The organism is Pseudomonas sp. AOB-7 (assembly GCF_003696305.1).
Taxonomy (GTDB): domain Bacteria; phylum Pseudomonadota; class Gammaproteobacteria; order Pseudomonadales; family Pseudomonadaceae; genus Aquipseudomonas.
This window is the reverse complement of the sequence record NZ_RFFK01000002.1, coordinates 460,066-483,735: the sequence shown is the minus strand read 5'-3', so window position 1 is coordinate 483,735 and position 23,670 is coordinate 460,066. Positions and strand designations below refer to the sequence as shown.

Sequence of the window (23,670 nt, the reverse complement as noted above, 5' to 3'; positions counted from 1 at the left end):
TTGCCGACCATCTTCTGCGCCAGGGTGAAACCCTTGGTGCTGGCAGCAGGCTGGTCCGGCTTCTTGAACAGGTCGGAGGCGCCCAGGCCCAGTTCGGCACGCGCCTTCTCGGTCAGGCCACGGCCGACGATCAGCGGGATACGGCCGCCAGCGCGGACTTCATCGAGCAGCACCGGAGTCTTCAGTTCGAAGGTGGTGATGACGTCGTCGGTGCCGTGCTTGCAGACCTTGCCAGCGTAGGGGTAGACGTCGATCACGTCGCCCATGTTGATGTTCGATACGTCGAACTCGATCGGCAGGGCGCCGGCGTCTTCCATGGTGTTGTAGAAGATCGGGGCGATCTTGGTGCCGAAGCAGAAGCCGCCAGCGCGCTTGTTCGGAACGTAGGGAATGTCGTCGCCGAAGAACCACAGCACCGAGTTGGTGGCGGACTTACGGGAAGAACCGGTACCGACCACGTCACCGACGTAGGCGACCGGGAAGCCTTTGGCCTTGATCTCTTCGATCTGCTTCAGCGGGCCGATGGCGCCTTGCTGCTCCGGCACGATGCCGTCGCGAGCCATTTTCAGCATGGCCAAGGCGTGCAGCGGGATGTCAGGGCGCGACCAGGCGTCCGGAGCCGGCGACAGGTCGTCGGTGTTGGTTTCGCCCGGCACCTTGAATACGGCCAGGCTGTATTTCTCGGCGATGGCCGGCTTGTTGGTGAACCACTCGCCATCGGCCCAGGACTGCAGCACGGCCTTGGCGTTGGCATTGCCGGCCTTGGCCTTCTCGGCGACGTCGTGGAAGGCGTCGAACATCAGCAGGGTGTGCTTGAGTTGCTCGGCGGCAACGGCGCCCAGGGTGGCGTCGTCCAGCAGCTCGACCATGGTGGCGATGTTGTAGCCGCCCTGCATGGTACCCAGCAGCTCGACGGCGCGTTGCTTGCTGATCAGCGGGGAAGTGGCTTCGCCCTTGGCCACGGCAGAGAGGAAACCGGCCTTGACGTAGGCGGCTTCGTCCACGCCCGGCGGTACACGGTTGGTGATCAGGTCTACGAGGAATTCTTCTTCGCCAGCCGGCGGGTTTTTCAGCAGCTCGACCAGGCCTGCGGTTTGTTCGGCGTTCAGCGGCTGGGGCACGATACCCTGAGCGGCACGCTCTGCTACGTGTTTGCGATAGGCTTCAAGCACAGTTATTACCCTCATCAGTGGTCCCAAAGGGTTGTCCGGGACGCGATCCAGATACCCATGAACCAGGCGCTTTTCGACTTTATGAGCCGATCAGCCGAGGTTTCACGAGTCTCTTGTAGAAGCTGCTTTCAAAGTTTTACGCCGGCAGGACGGTATCTGATGAGGGCGGGCGCAGAGGCTCGGGGGGACTCCGAGTGACCGCGCCGCCATCGTACCTGCAGGATCGACTGTGCTCGTGACGCTTTGAAAACAGCTTCCAACGGACATTGGCGCCGTAAAAGGCGGGCCGATTCTAATGGAAAGCGCGGATAAAGTTAAGCCAAAGCCCTGGGCTTGGCGGGGGTGATCTTGCTTAGACAAAGGGCTAACATGCTCGGCCGTCCTGCTGTCTATATTGCTTCTCCATGTCCAATCAACGCATCAAGACGCCTTGCGTGGGTCTGTGCTCGACCGTTTACGGCGATGTGGTATGCCGCGGTTGCAAGCGTTTTCACCACGAGGTGATCAACTGGAACAGCTACGGCGACGAGGAAAAGCGCGCCGTCTGGCTGCGCCTGGAAGTGTTGCTGGTGCAGGTGATGACGGCCAAGGTCGAGGTGTTCGACGAGCAGCGCCTGCGCACCCAGCTGGAGCAGCGGCAAATCCGCTTCGTGCCGCAGCAGTCGCCCTATTGCTGGGCCTACCAGCTGATCGCACGCGGCGCGCGGGTGATCAACCAGCTCGATGCCTACGGCATGGCGCTGCTGCCCGAGTTCCGTGGCTGGGCCTTGCCGGAGCTGCGTGACGCCATCGACCGCGAGTTCTTCCTGCTCTCCGAGGCGCACTACGAGCGCTATATCGCGCCGAAATTCCTCCGCGAAGGCCTGGAACTGCGCGTGTGAGACCGGGTGGGTAGCCCGGATGCAATCCGCCAGCTCGTGCACGACGATCCACTGCCTGGCTTTTGTCCGGCGCACAAAAAATGCCGCTCGCATTTGCGAGCGGCATTTTTGTCTGGCTGGCGTTTATTTCAGCGTTGCGCCACCAGCTCTTCGAGGTGGGCGATGATCTCGTCCGGCTTGAGCACCAGCACGTCGCTTTCCAGCGAGTCGAGAATCACTTCGGCGGTATTGCCGATCAGGGCGCCGGACAGCCCGGTGCGTGCCACGGTGCCGATCACAGTGACCACGGCGCTGAGCTGGTGGGCGATCTGCGGGATCAGCACGTCGGCCGGGCCTTCGACTATGTGCAGGCGATCGTCGCCGATCTCGTATTCGGCCTGGAAGCTCCTGCACTGCTCGCGGTAGCGTGCCTCGATGGTTTCCTTGAGCTGGAAGGTCGGGTCGGCCGCCGACAGCATCGGCGTCGGGTGGGCGGTGATCACGTGCAGTTCGCCCTTGGCCAGGCCGGCGATGTCGTAGCCGTGGCTGATGATGCCGGCGTGCAGGGTGCGGTGCTCGCCGTCGGCATTGCCCACGTCCACCGCAGCGAGGATGGTGCCGCCGGTCCAGGGCTTGTCGGTCTTGACCATCAGCACCGGGCCTGGGCAGTAGCGCAACAGCTTCCAGTCGTCGGGGGTGAGGATGGCTTTCTTCAGTGGGTTGTCCGGCAGGTGCTGCTTGACTACCAGGCCGCAGCCTTCGGCCTGTTGCACGGCGATGATGGTCTGGTGCGGGCTGTCGTGCCAGGCCTGCTGGGCGGAGACGGCGAAACCTTCCTCGCTCAGGCTGCTGCTGAGGTCGTTGAGCCAGGCGCTGTGCTCGCCCTTCTTGTCGCACACCAGCAGGTGCAGGCGCGATTGGGTGACTCCGGCTATCAGTTTCGCGCGCTTGAGCGCGAGGCCCTCCGGGTGCTGCGGCTCCATTACCACCAGGATGCTGCGGATCGCTTGCATGGTCGTCTCCCTGAGAATGAGTGGCACTTATTCAACTATAGCGGTGCGCGGTTGACGGGCTTGTTGACCTGCATCAACGGCGCGCTGGCCGTCTTGGCGCTCACTCGTATAATGGCCCGCCATTGCCAACCCCGCCAGCGTTCGAGAGCGCCCCCTGATGATGTCAATTGCCCAGCATATTCCGAGTAAAGGCGAGGAAAGCGCGTCGATCCTGCAGGAAATCCTCGAGTTTCTTGGCGGCGTCGCCACCCCGGCGGCCTGGCTGGACGAGGCCCTGCGCCAGCAGGAAATCCTCCTGCTCGACCACCGCAATCTGGAATACAAGGCGGCGCAGACGGCCCTGAGCCTGATGGGGCGCTACCTGACAAAGACCGAATTGACCGCGAGAATGTCGCGTTTGGCCCGTGAGGAGCTGGTGCACTTCGAGCAGGTGAGCAAGATCATCCGCGGCCGCGGCATCGAGGTTCGCCACGTTTCCGCTTCGCGCTACGCCGCCGGCCTGCGCGCGCTGCTGCGGGGCGGGGAAGTGGAGCGGCTGGTGGATGTGCTGGTGATCGGCGCCTTTATCGAGGCGCGTTCCTGCGAGCGCTTCGCCGCCCTGGTGCCGCGCCTGGATGCCGAACTGGCCAAGTTCTACGCCGGGCTGCTGGAGAGTGAAGGGCGCCACTATCGGGGCTATCTCAAGCTCGCCTACCTGTATGGCGACTCAGCCGACGTGGATGCGCGTATCGAAGTGGTGCGCGCGGTGGAGCAGGAGCTGATCACCTCGGCGGACGAGCAGTTCCGTTTCCATAGCGGTGTGCCGGCCTGAAAGCGGGCGGGAAAACGCGCACAAAACATGTAGGAGCGGCTTCAGCCGCGAAGTGATGGGCGCGTTCGCGGCTGAAGCGGAATGCCGCCCAGCCGCTCCTACAAGGTCGTATGGCTGTCGGGCGTCGTGGGCGTCAGCTCGAACGGCGCCTGGTTGAACCCCTCGTCATCGACCTGCAGCGCCCACCCCTGGCGATCCCAGTCACCCAGCACGATGCGCCGCGCCGCTTGGCCGTTCACGTCCAGTTCGTGCACCGCCGGCCTGTGGGTATGGCCATGGATCAGCGTGCGCACGCCGTGCGCGGCCATCACCTCCATCACCTCCGCCGGCGTGACGTCGACTATCTCGCTGGCTTTCATCCGCGTCTGTGCGCGGCTTTCGTTGCGCAGCTTGCGCGCCAGCTTCTGTCGGGTGCCCAGTGGCAGGTTGCGCAGGATCAGCAAGGACAGCGGGTTGCGCAGCCAGCGACGCAGCTTCATATAGCCGACGTCCAGGGTGCACAGGCTGTCGCCGTGCATCAGCAGCACGCGCTCTCCGGCCATTTCGACCAGGCTGGGATCCTTCAGCAGGGTACAGCCGGCCTCGCGGCAGAAGCGCTGGCCGATGAGGAAGTCGCGGTTGCCGTGCATCAGGTAGATGCGCGTGCCGGCGTCGCTCAGTTCGCGCAGCACGCGGGCGATTTCATGCTGGAAGGGCGTCATGCCATCGTCGCCGATCCAGACTTCGAAGAAGTCGCCGAGGATGTACAGCGCCTCGGCCTGGCGCGCGCGAGTGGCGAGAAAATGCAGAAACGCCCGGGTGATGTCCGGGCGTTGCTCTTCGAGATGCAGATCGGAGATCAGCAGGATCATCGACTTACTCGGCGACGACTTCGGCCTTCTCGATGATCACGTCGTCCACCGGCACGTCCTGGTGGCCGGCCTTCATGGTGGTGGCCACGGCCTTGATCTTCTCGACCACGTCCATGCCTTCGACCACTTCACCGAATACCGCGTAGCCCCAGCCCTGAACGGTCGGTGCGCTGTGGTTGAGGAAGCTGTTGTCGGCGACGTTGATGAAGAACTGCGCGCTGGCCGAATGCGGCTCCATGGTGCGGGCCATGGCGATGGTGCCGACCTTGTTGGCGACGCCGTTGTTGGCTTCGTTCTTGATCGGCGCGCGGGTCGGCTTCTGCTTCATGCCCGGCTCGAAACCGCCGCCCTGGATCATGAAGTTGCCGATCACGCGGTGGAAGATGGTGCCGTCGTAGTGGCCTTCCTTCACGTATTGTTCGAAGTTGGCCACGGTTTCCGGGGCCTTGTCGGCGAACAGCTTCAGGGTGATGACGCCGTGGTTGGTGTGCAGTTTGATCATGGGGGGACTCACTCTCGAATGGGGCAGGGCACCGAGCTCGGGCGGGCGCCGGAGCGGCCACTGCATTGCAGCTGTCAGGGGGTTGACGGGTTGGGTATGATACGAGCTTTGTTCCAGCCGGCCTACCCTCGCGCCGCGCCAGCATGATCTTAAGGACCCCATGAGCAAGCCCACCGTCGAAAAAGCCGCCAACTTCCTGCGCCCCATCGTCCAGGCCGATCTGGACAGCGGCAAGCACGCCAAGATCGTCACCCGCTTCCCGCCGGAGCCCAATGGCTACCTGCATATCGGTCATGCCAAGAGCATCTGCCTGAACTTCGGCCTGGCCCAGGAGTTCGGCGGCGAGTGCAACCTGCGCTTCGACGACACCAACCCGGCCAAGGAAGACCAGGAATACATCGATGCGATCAAGGCCGACGTCGAGTGGCTGGGCTTTTCGTGGGCCGGTAGCGAGCGCTACGCCTCCGACTACTTCGACCAGCTGCATGCCTGGGCCATCGAGCTGATCAAGGCCGGCAAGGCCTTCGTCTGCGACCTCAACGCCGACGAGATGCGCGCCTACCGCGGCAGCCTGACCGAGCCGGGCAAGAACAGCCCGTTCCGCGAGCGCTCGGTGGAGGAGAACCTCGACCTGTTCGCCCGCATGAAGGCCGGCGAGTTCGCCGACGGCGCCCGCTCGCTGCGCGCCAAGATCGACATGGCCTCGCCGAACATCAACCTGCGCGATCCGATCCTCTACCGCATCCGTCACGCCCATCACCACCAGACCGGCGACAAGTGGTGCATCTACCCCAGCTACGACTTCACCCACGGTCAGTCGGACGCCATCGAGGGCATCACCCACTCCATCTGCACCCTGGAGTTCGAGGACCATCGCCCGTTGTACGAGTGGTTCCTGGCCAACCTGTCGGTGCCGGCGCAGCCGCGCCAGTACGAATTCGCCCGGCTGAACCTGAACTACACCATCACCAGCAAGCGCAAGCTCAAGCAACTGGTCGATGAAGGCCATGTGCATGGCTGGGACGATCCGCGCATGTCCACCCTATCCGGCTACCGCCGCCGCGGCTATACCCCGGCCTCGATCCGCGCCTTCTGCGACATGATCGGCGTCAACCGCGCCGGCGGCGTGGTGGATATCGGCATGCTGGAGTTCGCCATCCGCGAGGACCTGGACGCCAACGCCGCGCGTGCCATGTGCGTGCTCAAGCCGCTCAAGGTCGTCATCACCAACTACCCGGAGGGCCAGGTCGAGAACCTCGAACTGCCGCGCCATCCCAAGCAGGACATGGGCGTGCGCGTGCTGCCGTTCAGCCGCGAGCTCTATATCGACGCCAGCGACTTCGAGGAAACCCCGCCGGATGGCTTCAAGCGCCTGATCCCGGGCGGCGAAGTGCGCCTGCGTGGCAGCTACGTGATCCGCGCCGACGAGGCCGTGAAAGACGCCGCCGGCAACGTGATCGAGCTGCGCTGCAGCTATGACGAGAACACCCTGGGCAAGAACCCGGAAGGCCGCAAGGTCAAGGGTGTGATCCACTGGGTGCCGGCCGCCGAGAGCGTCGAGTGCGAAGTGCGCCTGTACGATCGTCTGTTCCGTTCGGCCAACCCGGAGAAGGCCGAGGAGGGCCAGACCTTCCTCGACAACATCAACCCGGATTCGCTGGTGGTGCTCAAGGGCTGCCGTGCCGAGCCGTCGCTGGCCCAGGCCTCGCCGGAAGAGCGTTTCCAATTCGAGCGCGAAGGCTACTTCGTCGCCGACCTGAAGGATTCGCAGCCGGGCAAGCCGGTGTTCAACCGCACTGTCACCCTGCGCGATTCCTGGGGGCAGTAAATGGCGCTGAGCATTTACAACACCCTGAGCAAGACCAAGGACGCCTTCCAGCCGCTGGAAGGCAACAGCGTGCGTATGTACGTGTGCGGCATGACCGTCTACGACTTCTGCCATATCGGCCACGCCCGCGTGATGGTGGCCTTCGACGTGGTCACCCGCTGGCTGCGCCAGCGCGGCTACGACGTGACCTATGTGCGCAACATCACCGATATCGACGACAAGATCATCAAGCGCGCGCAGGAGAACGGCGAGCCGTTCGAGGCCCTGGTCGAGCGCATGATTGCCGCCATGCACGAGGACGAGGCGCGCCTGTCCGTGCTGCGCCCGGACATCGAGCCGCGCGCCACCGGCCATATCGCCGGCATGCACCAGATGATCCAGGCCCTGATCGACAAGGGCTACGCCTACGCCCCGGGCAATGGCGACGTGTACTACCGCGTCGGCAAGTTCGAAGGCTACGGCAAGCTGTCGCGCCGCAAGATCGACGAGCTGAAGATTGGCGCGCGTATCGAAGTCGACGAGATCAAGCAGGACCCACTGGACTTCGTGCTGTGGAAGGGCGCCAAGCCCGGCGAGCCGAGCTGGGATTCGCCCTGGGGCAAGGGCCGGCCGGGCTGGCACATCGAGTGCTCGGTGATGTCCACCTGCTGCCTGGGTGAGACCTTCGACATCCACGGCGGCGGCCCGGACCTGGTGTTCCCGCACCACGAGAACGAGATCGCGCAGAGCGAGGCGGCCACCGGCAAGCTCTACGCCAAGGCCTGGATGCACGCCGGCGCGGTGCGCGTGGACGGCGAGAAGATGTCCAAGAGCCTGGGCAACTTCTTCACCATCCGCGAGGTGCTGGAGAAGTACCACCCCGAGGTGGTGCGCTACCTGCTGGTGTCCAGCCACTACCGCAGCCCGATCAACTATTCCGAAGACAGCCTCAAGGAAGCCAAGGGCGCCCTGGAGCGCTTCTACAACGGCCTGAAGGGGCTGCCGGAAGTGGCACCTGCCGGCGGCGAAGCCTTCGTCGAGCGTTTCGGCGCGGCGATGGATGACGACTTCAACTCGCCGGAAGCCTGCGCCGTGCTGTTCGAGATGATTCGCGAGGTCAACCGCCTGCGCGAGACCGACGTCCAGGCTGCCGCCGGCCTGGCCGCCCAGCTCAAGCAGCTGGCCGGCGTGCTCGGTGTGCTGCAGCTGGAGCCGGATGCCTTCCTGCAGGCCGGCGCCGCCGGCAAGGTCGACGCCGCCGAGGTCGAAGCGCTGATCGCCGCGCGCCTTGCGGCCCGCGCCGAGAAGAACTGGGCCGAGAGCGACCGCATCCGCGACCAGCTCACCGCCATGGGCGTGGTGCTGGAAGACGGCAAGGGCGGCACCAGCTGGCGCCTGGCCGAGTAACAGATTGTTCGGGTAGCACGACAAGGGCCGCTTTCGAGCGGCCCTTGTCGTTTATGCCAGCGCCGCGCGCCGGCCGCGCTCCAGGTCGACGCTGGCCAGGATCAGCAGGCCGATGACGAAATAACTGCCGGTGATCAGCATCGCCAGGCGATGGTCGCCGCCCGACAGCCAACTGGTCAGGCCATAGGTCATGGGGCCGAGGATGGACGCCAGTTTGACCGCCTGGCCCCACAGGCCAAAGAACTCCGCCAGGCGCGTCGGCGGCGCCAGTAGCCCGACTATGGCACGCCCGGCCGACTGGCTGGCGCCCATGCACAGGCCGGCGAGGTTGGCGGCCAGCCAGAACAGCCCCGGCCCCTGGGCCGCCCAGACCAGGCCGATCATGGCGATCCAGCCCAGCAGGGTAAGGCTCAGGGTGGCGCGGTGGCCGATGCGGTCCTGCAGCCAGCCGAACAGCACGGCGCCGATGGCGGCGGTGACGTTCACCGCAAAGATCAGTAGCAGGGTGTCCTGGGTGCTGAAGCCCATGACCTGGTCGGCATAGATGGCGGCCAGGGTGATCACCGCCGAGATGCCGGCCTGGTAGCACACGGTGCACAGCAGGAAGCGCAGCAGGTCGCGGTAGCGCCCGGCCTCGCCCAGGGTATGGGCGAGGCGTGCCCAGGCCGCCCGTGCGCCGGTGGCGGCGCCCAGCTGCGGCCGGCTGCGCTCGCGCAGGAAGAGAAAGGTGGGCGTGCAGGCGATGGCGAACAACGCTGCGGTGATCAGCATGCAGGCCGGCACGAACTGCTCCGCGCCCTGACCCTGTGCCTGGGCCCAAGTCACGTAGGCCAGGCAGGCGCCCAGGCTGACCAGCCCGCCGATATAGCCGAAGCCCCAGCCCCAGCCCGAGACCCGGCCCAGCGCCTCGCGTCGGGCCAGTTCGGGGAGGAAGGCGGCGATCAGGTTCTCGCCGGTGCCGAAGCAGAAGTTCGACAGCACGATAAAGATCAGCGCAACGACCAGCGTGTCCGGCCCGGCCAGTGCCAGCCCCGCGGTAAACAGGATGCAGCCGAGGGCGCTGACCAGCAGCAGGCGCTTCTTGCAGGCGAGGGCGTCGGCATAGGCGCCGAGCAGCGGCGCGCTGAGGATGATCAGGGCATAGGACAGGGCGATTGCGCTGGTCCAGGCCAGGGTGCCCCAGGCCTGGCCGCCGGCCACCACGGCGACGAAGTAGGCGTTGAACACCGCGGTGATCACCACCGTGGTGTAGCCGGAGTTGGCGAAGTCGAACATTGCCCAGGCCCAGACTTCTCGGCGGCGTACGCCGGGGGCGAGACTGCTTGGCATGCGGCTCTCTCTTTCATCGCGTTGGTAGCTGCAAGCCTAGCCGGGGGTGGCCGTCTCGTCAGGCGGGACGCCCATCTTGCCTATTGGGCGCATAATGGCCACTGACCTACACAACCTGTGAGGGTCGCCGATGTCTCGTCCGCCACCGTCAACCAAGGCCGCGCCGGGTTGCGAAAGGGATGTGGAGCGCCTGCTGGAGATCGTGCGGCGCACCGTCAGCGAGTTGCGCCCGCAGGCCGCGACTGCGCTGCAACCGTGCCTGGACAGCGTGCTGGATCGCGATCTGGGCCTGGACAGCCTGGCCCGCGCCGAGTTGTGGGCGCGCATCGAGCAGGAATTCGGCGTGCGCCTGCCGGATAGCTTGTTCGCCAGTGCCGAGACCCCCGCCGACCTGCTGCGGGCGCTGCAGGGGCGCACTGCGCCGGCGGCCGCCGCGTCGCCCGTCGTCGCGCCCGACACCGAGGCGGACACCGCCCAAGTGCCGGCGACGGCGCAGACCCTCATGCAGGTGCTGGAGTGGCACGCGCGCCGCCACCCGCAACGCACCCACGTGCACCTGCTGGGCGAGGGCGACGAGCAAGAGGACATCAGCTACGGCGCTCTGCACCGCGGCGCCCAGGCGGTGGCCGCCGGCCTGCAGCTCGGCGGCCTGCGGCCGGGACAGGCGGTGGCGCTGATGCTGCCCACCGGGCGCGACTTTCTCTACGCCTTCTTCGGCATCCTGCTGGCCGGCGGGGTGCCCGTGCCCATCTATCCGCCCCTGCGCCTGTCGCAGATCGAGGAGCACCTGCGCCGCCAGGTCGGCATCCTCACCAACGCCGAGGCGCGGCTGCTGATCACGGTGAGCGAGGCGCGCCTGCTGGCCCGCCTGCTGCGCCCGCAGGTGCCGAGCCTGCGGCGTATCGCCAGCGTCGCCGAACTGGCCGGCGAGGGCGGCGGCTGCGTCACGCCGCCCAGGGGCGCGCAGGACCTCGCCTTCTTGCAGTACACCTCGGGCAGCACCGGCCAGCCCAAGGGGGTGATGGTCAGCCACGCCAACCTGCTGGCCAACCTGCGCGCCATGGGCCAGGCCCTGCAGGTGGGGCCGCAGGATGTGTTCGTCAGCTGGCTGCCGATGTACCACGACATGGGCCTGATCGGCGCCTGGCTGGGCAGCCTGTACCACGGCGTGCGCCTGGCGCTGATGTCGCCGCTGGCCTTCCTCGCCCGCCCGGCGCGCTGGCTGTGGACCATCCATCGCTTGCGCGGCACGCTGTCGGCGGCGCCCAACTTCGCCTACGAACTGTGCCTGAGCAAGTTGTCCGAGGCGGAGCTGGAGGGCCTCGACCTGAGCTGCTGGCGCCTGGCCTGCAACGGCGCCGAGCCGGTCAACCCGGATACCCTGCGGCGCTTCGCCGAGCGCTTTGCCCGCTACGGCCTGGCCCCGGCCGCGCAGACCCCGGTCTACGGCCTGGCCGAGGCGACCCTGGGCGTGGCCTTTCCGCCCCTGGGCCGCGGGCTGCTGGTCGACCGGGTGCAGCGCGAGGCGTTCCAGCGCCGCGGCGAGGCGCGGCCGGCGGGCGCGCAGGATGACGCGGTGCTGCATTTCGTCGCCTGCGGCCGGCCGTTGCCGGGGCACCGCATTCGCATCGTCGACGAGCGCGGCGTCGAGCTGCCCGAGCGCCGCGAAGGGCACCTGCAGTTCAGCGGCCCGTCCACCAGCACCGGTTACTTGCGCAACCCGGAGGAAACCCGCCGGGTCCTGCGCGACGGCTGGATGGACTCGCTCGACCTGGCCTACATGGCCGGCGGCGAGGTCTACCTGACCGGGCGCGCCAAGGACCTGATCATCCGCGCCGGGCGCAATATCTACCCCTACGACCTGGAAACCGCGGTGGGCAACCTGGCGGGGTTGCGCAAGGGCTGCGTCGCGGTGTTCGGCAGCCAGGATCCGGCCAGTGGCACGGAGCGCCTGGTGGTGCTGGCGGAAACCCTGGAGCAGGAGGCCGGGCGGCGTCGGCAACTGCAGCAGGAGGTCAGCCGCGTGGTGCTCGAGCTGGCCGGCGTGCCGCCGGACGACATCGTCCTGGCGCCGCCGCACAGCGTGCTGAAGACCTCCAGCGGCAAGATCCGCCGCGCGGCCTGCCGCGAGGCCTTCGAGCGCGGCGAAATCGGCCGGCCGCGTCTGGCGGTCTGGCGGCAGCTGCTGCGGTTGGTCGGCCAGGGCCTGCGCGGGCAGCTGCGGCGCAGCTGGCGTGATGCCGGCGCGTGGCTCTATGGCCTGTACTGCTGGCTGCTGTTCGCGTTGCTGGCGGCGCCGACCTGGCTCGGCGTGGCCCTGCTGCCGCGGCGGCGCTGGTCTCGTCTGTGGGCGCGGGCCGGGGCGCGGGCCGGGGCGCGCCTGTACCTCGCGCTGTCCGGCGTGTCGCCGGCGGTCGGCGGGTTGCAGCGGCTGTCCACCGCTTCGGTACAGGTCCTGGCCGCCAACCATGCCAGCTACCTGGACGGTCTGCTGCTCTGCGCCGTGCTGCCGCCGCAGTTCGCCTTCGTCGCCAAGCGCGAGCTGGCCGAACAGCGCATCGCCGGGCGTTTCCTGCGCCGGCTCGGCGCCCACTTCGTCGAGCGCGTCGACCCGCGCGGTGGCGCCGCCGATGCCGAGGCACTGCTGACGGCGCTGGCGGCAGGCGAGTCGCTGGTGATCTTCCCCGAGGGCACCTTCGGCCCCGAGCCGGGGCTGCGGCCGTTGCGCATGGGTGCCTTCGTCCTGGCCGCGCGCAGTGGCGCCGAGCTGCTGCCGCTGGCCATCGGCGGTACGCGCGAGTGGCTGCGCGACGGTCACTGGTTGCCTCGTCGGAGTTCGCTGCGGGTCGAGTTCTGTGCGCCGCTGAGGGCGCAGCAGAACAGCTGGCTGGAGGCGATCCGCCTGCGCGACGCGACCCGTGCGGCGCTGTTGCAGCGGTTGGAGGAGGGCGAGCGGGTGCCACGCTTTGGTTAGCGCGGCCCGCGTGCACGGATGGGCGGGATCTGGCTTATGGTTGAGCCTGATCCTGGCTGCGAGTCGACCGCCTATGCGCATTCCGTTGCTGTTTGTCGTGCTGCTGCTCGGCTGCGCCACCGCGCCCGAGCCTCCCCAGGCGCCGCCGGATTGCGCCCCGCGCAGGGCGGTGCAGGTGGTCGACCACGGCCTGCACGCCGGCCTGCTGCTGCCGGCGGCCGACCTGCTGCAGCGCCTGCCGGCCCTGGCTGAGGACTTCCCAGGCACGGGTTTTATCGAGCTGGGCTGGGGCGACGAGGGCTTCTACCGCAACCCGGATGCCGGTTTCGCTCAGGGCGTGCAGGCGCTGTTCTGGTCGGGCGACAGCGTGCTGCACCTGGTGCAGCTGGCCGCGCGGCCGACTGGCGGGCAGATGGCCCTGGCGCTGGACGAGGCGGGCTACCAGCGCCTGCTGGACTACCTGCTGGCCGGCTTCGCCCTGGATGCCGAAGGCCGGCCGCAAGCGCTCGGCCCCGGCCTGTACGGGCACAGTCGCTTCTACCGGGCCAATGGCCGCTACTCGCTGCTCAATACCTGCAACACCTGGGTCGCCGAGGCGCTGGCGGCGGCCGGGCTGCCGCTCGGCGAGGGTTCGCCGCTGACCGCATCCGGGCTGATGAGGCAGCTGCGGCGCCCGGCGCTGGCGGGTTTCATCTGCCAAGCGCCGTGACCGCGCCAGCCTGCAGTCGGCGCCTGCCCGGATTGCATCCGGGCTGCAGTGTCATTCAGCGCGGCAGCGCGTCGAGTATCTGCAGGGCCACCCGCACCCGCTCGGCGTTGGGGTAGTTGCGGTTGGCCAGCAGCACCAGGCCGATGTCCCGTGCCGGCAGCAGCAGGACGTAGGCGCCGAAGCCGTTGGTCGAGCCGGTCTTGTTCAGCAGCAGGTCGCCTGTGGCGGGTATGGGCGCGTCGAAGCGCTCGATGGCCTGTGGCTGCAGTGCCATGTCCGCGGAGTTGCCGGCCTGCAGGCGCGCCAGGTCGATGGGGTAGGCGTAGCGCTCCCAGCCCAGGCCCTGGCTCATGTCGCCGACCCGGTAATAGCCGGTCTGGGTCATCGCCACGGCGCGCGGCCAGGGCTCGGGTAGCGCCTCGGGGTGCAGGTTGGCCTCGACGAAACGCAGCAGATCCGCCGCGCTGGCTTTTACCCCATAGGCCTCGGCGTCCAGCATGCCGGGGTTGACCCGCACCGGCTGATCCGCCTTGTCGTAGCCCTGGGCGTAGGCGGGCAGGCGCGAGGGCGGTACCTGGATATAACTTTGCGTCAGGGCGAAGGCCGGAAACAGCCGCCGTTCCATCGATTCGGCAAAAGGCTCGCCCAGGCTGGCGGCGGCCAGGTGGGCGAACAGACCGATGCTCGGGTTGGAGTAGAGGCGCTGGGTGCCGGCGGCATAGCTCGGTTGCCAGCTGCGGTAATAGGCCAGCATCGACGCGCGATCCAGCACCTGTTCGGGAAACTGCAGGGGCAGGCCGCCGGCGCTGTAGGTGGCCAGTTCGAGCAGGCTGATCTGCTCGAAGGGGCCGCCGCGCAGCTCGCTCAGGTGCTGGCTGGCGCTGTCGTGCAGGTCGAGTTTGCCGCTGGCCGCGGCGTAGGCGCCCAGCGTGGCGCTGAGCAACTTGCTGACCGAGCCGATCTCGAACAGGGTGGCGTCGTCGACGGCTTGCCCCGTTTCCCTCGAGGCCAGGCCGTAGTTGAAGGTGTAGCGCCGGCCCTCGACGCTCAGGGCGACCGCCATGCCGGCAATGGCGTGCTCGGCCATCAGCGGTTCAATGATGGCGTTCACCGCCGTTTCGATCTGCTGCTTCGCCGTGCTGCCGGCCAGGGCGTCGCCGGCGCCGAGCAGCAAGCCCAGCAGGAATGCTGCACGCAGGCGACTTAAAGTAGATTCTAGGATTTTTAATTTCATTAAAATCAATTATTTATTGAGTTTATATAAGGTGAATTGTCAAGTTTTGCACGCTCGCTAGCGCGACGCTGGCGATGCGGCGGCGTCGCCAATGCTAGCCGGTGAGGTCAGCGTACAGGGTGATGCAGGGCGAGAAAGGCTGCAATCGCCTCGTTGACCGGCTGCGGGTGCGTGACGGGGCCCATATGGCCGAGACCGGCGAATTCAAGCCGCTCGACCCGGGGCAGGCTGGCCAGCAACAGCTCGGCCACCGCGTGCGCGGCGGCGGTCGAGCGCTCGCCGAGCAGGTAGAGCACCGGCACGCGCAGCGTGGTGAAGGCCGCCAGCGCTGTGGGCTCGCTGAGCAGTGCATAAGCCCAGCGGCGCACGTTGCGCATCGAGGCGGCGATGGGTGCCTGACGCCGCTCTGGCATCTGCCGCCAGCTGCCGGGCCCCATCCAGTAGTCGATAAAGTGTTCGGCGGCCGCCGCGGGATCGCCCGCATCCAGAGCGGCCGCCGATTGCGCCACTGTCGCGCGAATGCCGTCGGCGGCATTGGGCGGCGGTTGCCGGGCATCGATCAGGGCGAACAACGTCGGTTCGTAGAGCACCAGCGCGGCGATCCGCTCGGGGTGCCTGAGGGCAGCGAGCAGGGCCACCGCCGCGCCGTAGGAGTGACCGACCAGCGCCAGCGGCGCGCCGGCCTTCGCCAGCAGCGGCTCGATCAGCTCGACTTCGTCGCCCAGGCTGATCTGCCGATCCGACGGCCAGTCCGGACTCTTGCCGGCGCCGTAGGCGTCGGGCGCGAGGACTCGATAGTCGGGCGCCAGGCGCTCCATCAGCGCTTGCCACTGGCTGGAACTGCTGGCGTTGGCGTGCAGGCAGACCACCGCCGGGCCGTTGCCGGCCTCGCGACAGAAGGCTTCGTGTGGCATGCAACCTCCCGCGCTAGACGCGCACGCCTTGCTCGCGCAGGCGCTTGTACAGGGTATTGCGGCTGACGCCCAGGCGCCGCGCCAGGCCCGAGACGTTGCCGCCGCAGGCGCGGTACTGGCTGGCCAGATCGCTGGGCTCGACCGACGATGCCTGCGCCGCACCGGGTGCGCTCGCCGGCAGATCGAGGAAGAAGTCGTCCGGCAGGTGCTCGGCACGGATGGGCTGGTCGTCGGCCATGGCCAGCGCCACGCGCAGCACGCTGCTGAGCTGACGCAGGTTGCCCGGCCAGGGATGACGCTGGAACAGTTCCAGCACCTCGCGGCTGAGTCCGGCCCATTGCTTGGGTTCGCGGTGCTGCTCCCACAGCCGCTGGAACAGCGCCTGCTTGTCGCTGCGTTCGCGCAGCGGCGGCAGTTCCAGGTTCAGCCCGCTGATACGGTAGTACAGATCGGCGCGGAACTGACCGCTGTCGACGTCCTGGCGCAGCGGGCGGTTGGTCGCGGAAATCAGCCGCACGTCCACCGGATGCTGTTCGCTGCTACCCAGCGGCTGCACGCAGCGCTCCTGCAGCACGCGCAGCAAACGGGCCTGCACCCGCAGCGGCATGTCGCCGATCTCGTCGAGAAACAGGGTGCCCTTGTGCGCCTTGCGGATCAGGCCGACATGGCCCTTCTGGCTGGCGCCGGTGAAGGCACCCTTTTCGTAGCCGAACAGCTCCGATTCCACCAGTTCCGCCGGAATGGCCGCGCAGTTGACCGCGACGAAGGGGTGGCTGGCGCGCGAGCTGGCACGGTGCAGGGCCTTGACGAAGACCTCCTTGCCGGCGCCGGTTTCACCCTGCACCAGGATCGGGATGTCCTTCTCCAGCAGGCGTTCGGCCTGGCGAATGGCCTTGTCCATCCGCGCATCGCCCAGGCTCAGCGCATGCAGCTCGGGTTCGCCGCTGGGGCGCGGCGCGGGCTGTGGGCGGAAATCGCGGGCCTGGATCGGTGCCGGCCGCGCCGGGCGTCGAATCCGCGCATGGAAACGCAACTGGCCGCTGGTGCGCAGGCCGAATGGCTGGCCGTCCGGCTGGTTGAGCAGTTGTTGCAGGGGCACGTCGAACAGCTGCTCGATGGCGCCGTAGGCCAGCGGTTGGCCGAGCAGGTTATCGGCGCGGCGGTTGGCCGAGACCACATGGCCTTGTTCGTCGAACACCACCAGGCCGGCCCAGGGGCTGTCGAGGTTGTCCAGGCTGGTGTTGAAGCTGAGCAGGTGGTACTGGTCGGCGAACAGCTTGAGGATCAGGCGGTTCTCCACCGACTGACTCATCATCTTGACCATGCCGAGGGTATGCGCCGGCGGCAGGTAGCTGTCGCTGGAGACGTCGAGCACGGCGATCATGCGCCGCTGTTCGTCGAAGATCGGCGAGGCCGAGCCGGTCATGAAGCGGTTGGCCTTGAGGAAATGCTCGTCGTGCTGGATATGCACGGCCTGGCCGCAACCGAGTGCGGTGCCGATGGCATTGGTGCCGGTGTAGCGCTCCAGCCAGCTGGCGCCGGCGACGAAGCCGGCGGCCTGGCGCGGCTCGATGAAGCGCCGGTCGCCCCAGGACTGCAGCAGCCGGCCCTGTTCGTCGGCCAGCATGATCAGGCAGTTGGAGTTGGCGAGGATGGTGCCGTAGTAGGGCAGCACCTCCTGGTGGGTGGTCTGCACCAGGGCCTGGCGGCTTTCCAGCAGGGCCGAGAGTTCGCCGGGGGGCGGCGGATCGAAGCGCGGCGTGCTCTGGTGGGTCAGACCGTAGTCACGACAGCGCGACCAGGACTCCTGGATGATGGTGTCGTGCGCCGGGGCACGGGCAGCTTCTGTCATGGTGCGATCTCTTCTTGTCGGTTCGCGATCTGCGTCGCGATGGGTCCAGTCTCGTTCAACACTGTTCAAAGTCAACGAACGAATTGTTCAGTTGTTCACATTCGACTGTTCAAAAGTGTTCAGTCGAACATCGCCCAGCAACCCGAACCTGCGCTTATTTCTCTTCTGGAACAGATAGATATCCAGATTCTTGGCGGTCTGGCACGCTTGTCGCTGTAGGTGTTCGAAACCGAATGGCACGACAAGAAAAAGGACAGGCCATGTCGCTCAAGCTCGAACACGTCACCCGTATCGTCGACGGCCAGGTGCATATCGACGATGCCTGCCTGAGTTTCGAACCCGGCTCCTTCAACGTCCTGCTCGGCCGCACCCTGGCGGGCAAGACCAGCCTGATGCGCCTGATGGCCGGGTTGGATCGCCCCAGCAGCGGGCGAGTGCTGATGAACGGCGCCGATGTCACCGGTGTGCCGGTGCGCCAGCGCAATGTGTCGATGGTCTACCAGCAGTTCATCAACTATCCGACCCTGACGGTGTTCGAGAACATTGCCTCGCCGCTGCGCCAGGCTGGGGTGGCCAAGGAGCAGATCGTCGAGAAGGTCGAGGCCACCGCGCGCATGCTGCGCATCGACAAGCTGCTGGCGCGCTACCCGCTGGAGCTGTCCGGCGGCCAGCAGCAGCGCACGGCGATGGCGCGGGCGCTGGTCAAGGATGCCTCGCTGATCCTGTTCGACGAACCCCTGGTCAACCTCGACTACAAGCTGCGCGAGGAGCTGCGCCAGGAAATGCGCGAGCTGTTCCAGGCGCGCCACACCATCGCCATCTACGCCACCACCGAGCCCAACGAGGCGCTGGCCCTGGGTGGCACCACCACCATCCTGCACGAAGGACGGGTGGTGCAGAGCGGTAGGACCGCCGAGGTCTACCATCGCCCGCAGCAGGTGCTGGCCGCCGAGCTGTTCTCGGAACCTGCGATCAACCTGATGCCGGGGCGCATCAGTGGCACCGAGGTGAGCTTCGCCGATTGCGTGCACTTTCCGCTCAACCCCGATCTGCGCGGCATCGCCGAGGGCGAGTACCGCTTCGGCGTCAGGCCCAGCCATATCGGCCTGGTGCCGTCCAACGACGACGACCTGGAGCTGGCCGTGACCGTCGAGCTGGCCGAGATCAGCGGCTCGGAAACCTTCCTCCACGTGCGCAACGAGCAGTTCGTGCTGGTGTTGCACCTACCCGGGGTGCACGAGTACGCGGTGGATGCGCCGATCCTCATCTATATCCCCACCCACAAGCTGTTCGTCTTCGCCGCCGACGGGCAACTGGTGCAGGCGCCCAGCCGTCGTCAGGGGAGGGCCGCCTGATGGCCGAGATTCGTCTGCACAACCTGGCGCACAGCTACAGCGGCGTGCCGAAAGCGCCTGAAGACTATGCAATTCGCGAGATGAACCACGTCTGGCAGCAGGGCGGCGCCTATGCATTGCTGGGGCCGTCGGGCTGCGGCAAGTCGACCCTGCTCAATATCATCTCCGGCCTGCTCAGCCCGTCGCAGGGCGAGGTGCAGTTCGACGGCAAGGCGGTCAACGCGCTGTCGCCGCAGCAGCGCAACATCGCCCAGGTTTTCCAGTTCCCGGTGGTCTACGACACCATGACGGTGTTCGACAACCTGGCCTTCCCGCTGCGCAACCAGGGCCTGGACGAAGCGCGGGTGATGAGCAAGGTGCACGAGATCGCCGAGGTGCTGGAACTGCATCCGCTGCTGCACAGGAAGGCGCGCAACCTCACCGCCGACGAGAAGCAGAAGGTCTCCATGGGCCGTGGCCTGGTGCGCGACGACGTGTCGGCGATCCTCTTCGACGAGCCGCTGACGGTGATCGACCCGCACCTGAAGTGGAAGCTGCGGCGCAAGCTCAAGCAGATCCACGAGCAGTTCAATATCACCATGGTCTACGTCACCCACGACCAGCTGGAGGCCTCCACCTTCGCCGACAAGATCGCGGTGATGTACGGCGGGCAGATCGTCCAGTTCGGCACGCCGCGCGAGTTGTTCGAGCGCCCCGGGCACACCTTTGTCGGCTACTTCATCGGCAGTCCGGGCATGAACCTGATCGAGGTGCAGCGCTGCGAGGGCGGGGTGCGCTTCGCCAATACCGTGCTGCCGCTGACCGAGGGGCTCAATCGACGCCTGGCCGAACTGGAGGGCAAGCGCCTGCAGGTGGGCATCCGTCCCGAGTTCGTCCACGTCTGGGATGGCGCCTACGAAGACGCGCTGTGCGGTCGGGTGCTGCACGTCGAGGACCTCGGCACCTACAAGATCCTCACCTTCGACCTCGACGGCCAGGTGCTCAAGGCGCGCCTGCAGGAGGATCAGCCGGTGCCGCGCGAGCAGGTGTACCTGAGCTTCCCGGCGCAGTGGCTGATGCTCTACGCCGAAGACTACCTGGTGGAGGTGGCGCCATGAGGGTGCAGAACAACAAGGCCTGGTGGCTGGTGCTGCCGGTGTTCCTGCTGGTGGCGTTCAGCGCCATCGTGCCGATGATGACGGTGGTCAATTACTCGGTGCAGGACATCTTCGATCCGTCCACGCGCTATTTCGTCGGCGTCGACTGGTATCGCCAGGTGCTGCAGGACCCGCGCCTGCACGACTCGCTGCTGCGCCAGTTCATCTTCTCCGCCTGCGTGCTGCTGATCCAGATTCCCTTGGGCATCGCCATCGCCCTGTGCATGCCGACGCGCGGGCGCTGGGCCTCGCTGTGCCTGATCCTGATGGCCATTCCGCTGCTGATCCCGTGGAACGTGGTCGGCACCATCTGGCAGATCTTCGGCCGCGCCGACATCGGCCTGATGGGCTGGGTGTTGAACAAGCTGGGCATCAGCTACAACTATGCCTCCAACACCATGGACGCCTGGGTGACGGTGCTGATCATGGACGTCTGGCACTGGACCTCGCTGGTGGCGCTGCTGTGCTATTCCGGGCTGCGCGCCATTCCCGACGTCTACTACCAGGCGGCGCGCATCGACCGCGCGTCGAACTGGGCGGTGTTCCGCCATATCCAGCTGCCCAAGCTGAAAAGCGTGCTGCTGATCGCGGTGATGCTGCGCTTCATGGACAGCTTCATGATCTACACCGAGCCCTTCGTGCTCACCGGCGGCGGGCCGGGCAACGCCACCACCTTCCTCAGTCAGACCCTGACGCAAATGGCCATCGGCCAGTTCGACCTGGGCCCGGCGGCGGCGTTCTCGCTGGTGTACTTCCTGATCATCCTGCTGGTGTCCTGGCTGTTCTACACCGCCATGACCCACGACGACAAAACCCGCTGAGGCCGACCATGATGCTGCGCAAACGCCTGGTGCTGCTGCTCTACTTCCTGTTCCTGCTGGTGCCGATCTACTGGCTGCTGAACATGTCGTTCAAGGGCAATACCGAGATCCTCGGCGGGCTCAGCCTGTGGCCGCAGAACTTTACCCTGGACAACTACCGGGTGATCTTCACCGACCGCAGCTGGTACGAGGGTTACCTCAACTCGCTGTACTACGTCAGCCTCAACACCCTGATCTCGCTCAGCGTGGCGCTGCCGGCGGCCTATGCCTTCTCGCGCTACCGCTTCCTCGGCGACAAGCACCTGTTCTTCTGGCTGCTGACCAACCGCATGGCGCCGCCGGCGGTGTTCCTGCTGCCGTTCTTCCAGCTGTACTCGTCCATCGGCCTGTTCGACACCCATATCGCCGTGGCGCTGGCGCACTGCCTGTTCAACGTGCCGCTGGCGGTGTGGATTCTCGAGGGGTTCATGTCCAGCGTGCCCAAGGAAATCGACGAGACGGCCTATATCGACGGCTACAGTTTTCCCAAGTTCTTCGTGAAGATCTTCATTCCGCTGATTCGCTCCGGCATCGGCGTCACCGCCTTCTTCTGCTTCATGTTCTCCTGGGTCGAGCTGCTGCTGGCGCGCACCCTGACCTCGGTGGACGCCAAGCCCATCGCGGCGGTGATGACCCGTACCGTGTCCGCCTCGGGCATCGACTGGGGCGTGCTGGCCGCCGCCGGGGTGCTGACCATCCTTCCGGGGATGCTGGTGATCTGGTTCGTTCGCAACCATGTGGCCAAGGGCTTCGCCCTCGGCCGCGTGTAAGGGAGGTTCGTCATGAGCTGGATGGCCTGGACTCTACCGACCGCGCTGTTCTTCGGCGGCATCGCCGTGCTGCTGGCTGGCATGACGCTGGTGGAGCTGCGCTGGCCGTGCGTCGAGCGCAAGGGTTTTCTGCCGATTGCCACCACCCGGGGCGATCGGCTGTTTATCGGTCTGCTCGGCAGCGCCTACCTGCACCTGCTGGTGATAGGCGTGACCGACTGGAGCGTGTGGATAGCCTCGCTGCTATCACTGTTGTGGTTGTGCGCAGTCATGCGCTGGGGCTGAGCCGGGCTGCCACCGGTATGCCTCTCCCCATATCCTGAGATGGAGGTCTCTATGTTCGACAATAACAACAAGACCCGACATAGCATGGCGTTGGCCGCCCTGCTGGCGTTGTCCGGTTTGAGCGGTGCGGCCTGGGCCGATGCCTTTGAGGAGGCCGCGAAGAAATGGATCGCCGAGGAGTTCAATCCCTCGACCCTGACGCCCGAGCAGCAGCTTGAAGAGCTGAAATGGTTCATCAAGGCCGCCGAGCCGTTCCGCGGCATGAACATCAGCGTGGTGTCGGAAACCATCACCACCCACGAGTACGAGTCCAAGGTGCTGGCTCGCGCCTTCAGCGAGATCACCGGGATCAAGCTCAAGCACGACCTGCTGCAGGAAGGCGACGTGGTCGAGAAGCTGCAGACCCAGATGCAGTCGGACAAGAACATCTACGACGGCTGGGTCAACGACTCCGACCTGATCGGCACCCACGCGCGCTACGGCAAGGCGGTGGCGATCAGCGACATGATCGCCGGCGAGGCCAAGGACTTCACTTCGCCGACCCTGGATCTCGAGGACTTCATCGGCATCTCCTTCACCACCGGGCCGGACAAGAAGATCTACCAGCTGCCCGACCAGCAGTTCGCCAACCTCTACTGGTTCCGCGCCGACTGGTTCGAGCGCCCGGAGCTCAAGGCCAAGTTCAAGGAAATCTACGGCTACGAGCTGGGCGTGCCGGTCAACTGGTCGGCCTACGAGGACATCGCCGAGTTCTTCTCGGTGCACGTCAAGGAAATCGACGGCCAGCGCGTCTACGGCCATATGGATTACGGCAAGAAGGACCCGTCGCTGGGCTGGCGCTTTACCGATGCCTGGTTCTCCATGGCCGGCGGCGGCGACAAGGGCCTGCCCAACGGCCTGCCGGTGGACGAATGGGGCATTCGCGTCGACGGCTGCCGGCCGGTGGGCTCCAGCGTCGCCCGTGGCGGTGACACCAACGGCCCGGCGGCGGTCTACGCGACCAGCAAGTACGTCGACTGGATGCGTCAATACGCGCCGCCGGAAGCCCAGGGCATGACCTTCTCCGAGGCGGGGCCGGTGCCGGCGCAGGGCGCCATCGCCCAGCAGATCTTCTGGTACACCGCCTTTACCGCCGACATGACCAAGCCGGGCCTGCCGGTGGTCAACGAGGACGGTACGCCGAAGTGGCGCATGGCACCGTCGCCCAAGGGCCCGTACTGGGAGGAGGGCATGAAGCTCGGCTACCAGGACGCCGGCTCCTGGACCTTCCTCAAGTCCACCCCGGAGAAGCAGCGTCTGGCTGCCTGGCTCTACGCCCAGTTCGTCACCTCCAAGACCGTCTCGCTGAAGAAGACCCTGGTCGGCCTGACGCCGATTCGTGAGTCGGACATCAATTCCCAGGCCATGACCGACGCCGCGCCCAAGCTCGGCGGGCTGGTGGAGTTCTACCGCAGCCCGGCGCGGGTGCAATGGACGCCGACCGGCACCAACGTGCCGGACTATCCACGTCTGGCCCAGCTGTGGTGGCAGTTCATCGCCGAGGCCGCCAGCGGCGACAAGACCCCGCAGCAGGCGCTCGATGGTCTGGCCGCGGCGCAGGACACCATGCTCGGCCGCCTGGAGCGCTCCGGCGTGCTGGGTGAATGCGGGCCGAAGCTGAACGAGCCGCGTGATCCGCAATACTGGCTGGATCAGCCGGGTGCGCCGAAACCGAAGCTGGACAACGAAAAGCCCAAGGGCGAGACCATCGCCTATGACGAGCTGCTTAAATCCTGGGAGCAGGCGCGCAACTGATCGGTAAGGCAGAAACGACAACGGCACCCGCGGGT

At 66.5% G+C, this 23,670-nt stretch carries 19 protein-coding genes and 1 pseudogene; 12 read left to right on the top strand and 8 right to left on the bottom strand.

Features of this window, described 5'->3' with window-relative positions; translation table 11 throughout:
* Nucleotides 1–1,172: pseudogene (locus tag EA796_RS06570) on the bottom strand (aconitate hydratase B); the annotation flags it as partial.
* Nucleotides 1,173–1,576: 404 nt separating this feature from the next.
* On the opposite strand from EA796_RS06570, the gene EA796_RS06565 reads away from it, so the two are divergent.
* Nucleotides 1,577–2,053, top strand: coding sequence for a DUF1289 domain-containing protein (locus EA796_RS06565; RefSeq protein WP_031303887.1), 477 nt, complete (start codon nt 1,577–1,579; stop codon nt 2,051–2,053).
* Between the two features lie 128 nt (nt 2,054–2,181).
* Here EA796_RS06565 and EA796_RS06560 read toward each other — a convergent pair whose 3' ends face one another.
* Nucleotides 2,182–3,045, bottom strand: a complete 864-nt coding sequence (locus EA796_RS06560; RefSeq protein WP_122107997.1) for a universal stress protein — start codon at nt 3,043–3,045, stop codon at nt 2,182–2,184.
* A 157-nt stretch (nt 3,046–3,202) separates the two neighbouring features.
* On the opposite strand from EA796_RS06560, the gene EA796_RS06555 reads away from it, so the two are divergent.
* On the top strand, nt 3,203–3,856 hold the full coding sequence (locus tag EA796_RS06555; RefSeq protein ID WP_021445887.1) for a tRNA-(ms[2]io[6]A)-hydroxylase: 654 nt from the start codon (nt 3,203–3,205) through the stop codon (nt 3,854–3,856).
* A gap of 98 nt (nt 3,857–3,954) precedes the next feature.
* Here the strand turns inward: EA796_RS06555 and lpxH are convergent, their stop codons facing one another.
* Complete coding sequence (lpxH, locus tag EA796_RS06550; protein WP_122107996.1) at nt 3,955–4,707, bottom strand: UDP-2,3-diacylglucosamine diphosphatase; 753 nt, start codon at nt 4,705–4,707, stop codon at nt 3,955–3,957.
* Nucleotides 4,708–4,711: 4 nt separating this feature from the next.
* Entirely contained in the window at nt 4,712–5,209 is a 498-nt protein-coding gene (locus tag EA796_RS06545) for a peptidylprolyl isomerase (RefSeq protein ID WP_021445885.1), read from the bottom strand.
* Between the two features lie 160 nt (nt 5,210–5,369).
* On the opposite strand from EA796_RS06545, the gene EA796_RS06540 reads away from it, so the two are divergent.
* Together EA796_RS06540 and cysS are read left to right on the top strand one after the other, a co-directional pair.
* Complete coding sequence (locus EA796_RS06540; RefSeq protein WP_122107995.1) at nt 5,370–7,037, top strand: glutamine--tRNA ligase/YqeY domain fusion protein; 1,668 nt, start codon at nt 5,370–5,372, stop codon at nt 7,035–7,037.
* Nucleotides 7,038–8,423: a cysteine--tRNA ligase gene (gene cysS, locus EA796_RS06535; protein WP_122107994.1), complete on the top strand. Its 1,386-nt coding sequence runs from the start codon at nt 7,038–7,040 to the stop codon at nt 8,421–8,423.
* A 51-nt stretch (nt 8,424–8,474) separates the two neighbouring features.
* Here the strand turns inward: cysS and EA796_RS06530 are convergent, their stop codons facing one another.
* Nucleotides 8,475–9,752, bottom strand: a complete 1,278-nt coding sequence (locus EA796_RS06530) for an MFS transporter (protein WP_122107993.1) — start codon at nt 9,750–9,752, stop codon at nt 8,475–8,477.
* A 181-nt stretch (nt 9,753–9,933) separates the two neighbouring features.
* Here EA796_RS06530 and EA796_RS06525 point away from each other — a divergent pair, with 181 nt between their 5' ends.
* Together EA796_RS06525 and EA796_RS06520 are read left to right on the top strand one after the other, a co-directional pair.
* On the top strand, nt 9,934–12,726 hold the full coding sequence (locus EA796_RS06525; RefSeq protein WP_256679176.1) for an AMP-binding protein: 2,793 nt from the start codon (nt 9,934–9,936) through the stop codon (nt 12,724–12,726).
* Nucleotides 12,727–12,799: 73 nt separating this feature from the next.
* Nucleotides 12,800–13,435, top strand: coding sequence for a DUF2459 domain-containing protein (locus EA796_RS06520; protein WP_122107991.1), 636 nt, complete (start codon nt 12,800–12,802; stop codon nt 13,433–13,435).
* 55 nt (nt 13,436–13,490) lie between these two features.
* On the opposite strand, the gene ampC is transcribed toward EA796_RS06520, so the two are convergent.
* The 3 genes from ampC to EA796_RS06505 all read right to left on the bottom strand — a co-directional run bounded on the left by ampC (nt 13,491) and on the right by EA796_RS06505 (nt 17,435).
* Nucleotides 13,491–14,669 (bottom strand): class C beta-lactamase, encoded by a 1,179-nt coding sequence (gene ampC, locus EA796_RS06515; RefSeq protein WP_122107990.1) that lies wholly within the window; start codon nt 14,667–14,669, stop codon nt 13,491–13,493.
* Nucleotides 14,670–14,776: 107 nt separating this feature from the next.
* Nucleotides 14,777–15,583: an alpha/beta fold hydrolase gene (locus EA796_RS06510; RefSeq protein ID WP_122107989.1), complete on the bottom strand. Its 807-nt coding sequence runs from the start codon at nt 15,581–15,583 to the stop codon at nt 14,777–14,779.
* 13 nt (nt 15,584–15,596) lie between these two features.
* Nucleotides 15,597–17,435 carry a sigma-54-dependent Fis family transcriptional regulator gene (locus tag EA796_RS06505; protein WP_122107988.1) on the bottom strand — a complete coding sequence of 613 codons (1,839 nt, stop codon included), beginning with the start codon at nt 17,433–17,435 and terminating at the stop codon, nt 15,597–15,599.
* A gap of 260 nt (nt 17,436–17,695) precedes the next feature.
* Between EA796_RS06505 and EA796_RS06500 the strand changes: the two genes are divergently transcribed.
* Genes EA796_RS06500 through EA796_RS06475 form a run of 6 tightly spaced genes read left to right on the top strand, consistent with a single transcriptional unit; the run spans nt 17,696 to nt 23,635 of the window.
* On the top strand, nt 17,696–18,790 hold the full coding sequence (locus tag EA796_RS06500; protein ID WP_021445163.1) for an ABC transporter ATP-binding protein: 1,095 nt from the start codon (nt 17,696–17,698) through the stop codon (nt 18,788–18,790).
* Nucleotides 18,790–19,887: an ABC transporter ATP-binding protein gene (locus EA796_RS06495; RefSeq protein ID WP_122107987.1), complete on the top strand. Its 1,098-nt coding sequence runs from the start codon at nt 18,790–18,792 to the stop codon at nt 19,885–19,887. The genes EA796_RS06500 and EA796_RS06495 overlap by 1 nt, the downstream gene beginning before the upstream one ends.
* A complete protein-coding gene (locus EA796_RS06490) occupies nt 19,884–20,747 on the top strand; it encodes a carbohydrate ABC transporter permease (protein WP_045735967.1) in 864 nt (287 codons plus the stop codon). Before EA796_RS06495 ends, EA796_RS06490 begins: the two co-directional genes overlap by 4 nt.
* An 8-nt stretch (nt 20,748–20,755) precedes the next feature.
* The gene (locus EA796_RS06485) at nt 20,756–21,556 is read left to right on the top strand and encodes a carbohydrate ABC transporter permease (protein WP_021445160.1); all 801 of its coding nucleotides are present in this window, start codon (nt 20,756–20,758) and stop codon (nt 21,554–21,556) included.
* 12 nt (nt 21,557–21,568) lie between these two features.
* Nucleotides 21,569–21,841 (top strand): DUF2160 domain-containing protein, encoded by a 273-nt coding sequence (locus EA796_RS06480; RefSeq protein ID WP_021445159.1) that lies wholly within the window; start codon nt 21,569–21,571, stop codon nt 21,839–21,841.
* 51 nt (nt 21,842–21,892) lie between these two features.
* Nucleotides 21,893–23,635 (top strand): ABC transporter substrate-binding protein, encoded by a 1,743-nt coding sequence (locus EA796_RS06475; protein ID WP_122107986.1) that lies wholly within the window; start codon nt 21,893–21,895, stop codon nt 23,633–23,635.
* Nucleotides 23,636–23,670: the final 35 nt, after the last annotated feature.

Coding starts and splice junctions, on each gene's coding strand:
- EA796_RS06565 (WP_031303887.1), top strand. CDS start 1,577: ATGTCCAATCAACGCATCAAGACGCCTTGCGTGGGTCTGTGCTCGACC.
- EA796_RS06560 (WP_122107997.1), bottom strand. CDS start 3,045: ATGCAAGCGATCCGCAGCATCCTGGTGGTAATGGAGCCGCAGCACCCG.
- EA796_RS06555 (WP_021445887.1), top strand. CDS start 3,203: ATGATGTCAATTGCCCAGCATATTCCGAGTAAAGGCGAGGAAAGCGCG.
- lpxH (WP_122107996.1), bottom strand. CDS start 4,707: ATGATCCTGCTGATCTCCGATCTGCATCTCGAAGAGCAACGCCCGGAC.
- EA796_RS06545 (WP_021445885.1), bottom strand. CDS start 5,209: ATGATCAAACTGCACACCAACCACGGCGTCATCACCCTGAAGCTGTTC.
- EA796_RS06540 (WP_122107995.1), top strand. CDS start 5,370: ATGAGCAAGCCCACCGTCGAAAAAGCCGCCAACTTCCTGCGCCCCATC.
- cysS (WP_122107994.1), top strand. CDS start 7,038: ATGGCGCTGAGCATTTACAACACCCTGAGCAAGACCAAGGACGCCTTC.
- EA796_RS06530 (WP_122107993.1), bottom strand. CDS start 9,752: ATGCCAAGCAGTCTCGCCCCCGGCGTACGCCGCCGAGAAGTCTGGGCC.
- EA796_RS06520 (WP_122107991.1), top strand. CDS start 12,800: ATGCGCATTCCGTTGCTGTTTGTCGTGCTGCTGCTCGGCTGCGCCACC.
- ampC (WP_122107990.1), bottom strand. CDS start 14,669: ATGAAATTAAAAATCCTAGAATCTACTTTAAGTCGCCTGCGTGCAGCA.
- EA796_RS06510 (WP_122107989.1), bottom strand. CDS start 15,583: ATGCCACACGAAGCCTTCTGTCGCGAGGCCGGCAACGGCCCGGCGGTG.
- EA796_RS06505 (WP_122107988.1), bottom strand. CDS start 17,435: ATGACAGAAGCTGCCCGTGCCCCGGCGCACGACACCATCATCCAGGAG.
- EA796_RS06500 (WP_021445163.1), top strand. CDS start 17,696: ATGTCGCTCAAGCTCGAACACGTCACCCGTATCGTCGACGGCCAGGTG.
- EA796_RS06495 (WP_122107987.1), top strand. CDS start 18,790: ATGGCCGAGATTCGTCTGCACAACCTGGCGCACAGCTACAGCGGCGTG.
- EA796_RS06490 (WP_045735967.1), top strand. CDS start 19,884: ATGAGGGTGCAGAACAACAAGGCCTGGTGGCTGGTGCTGCCGGTGTTC.
- EA796_RS06485 (WP_021445160.1), top strand. CDS start 20,756: ATGATGCTGCGCAAACGCCTGGTGCTGCTGCTCTACTTCCTGTTCCTG.
- EA796_RS06480 (WP_021445159.1), top strand. CDS start 21,569: ATGAGCTGGATGGCCTGGACTCTACCGACCGCGCTGTTCTTCGGCGGC.
- EA796_RS06475 (WP_122107986.1), top strand. CDS start 21,893: ATGTTCGACAATAACAACAAGACCCGACATAGCATGGCGTTGGCCGCC.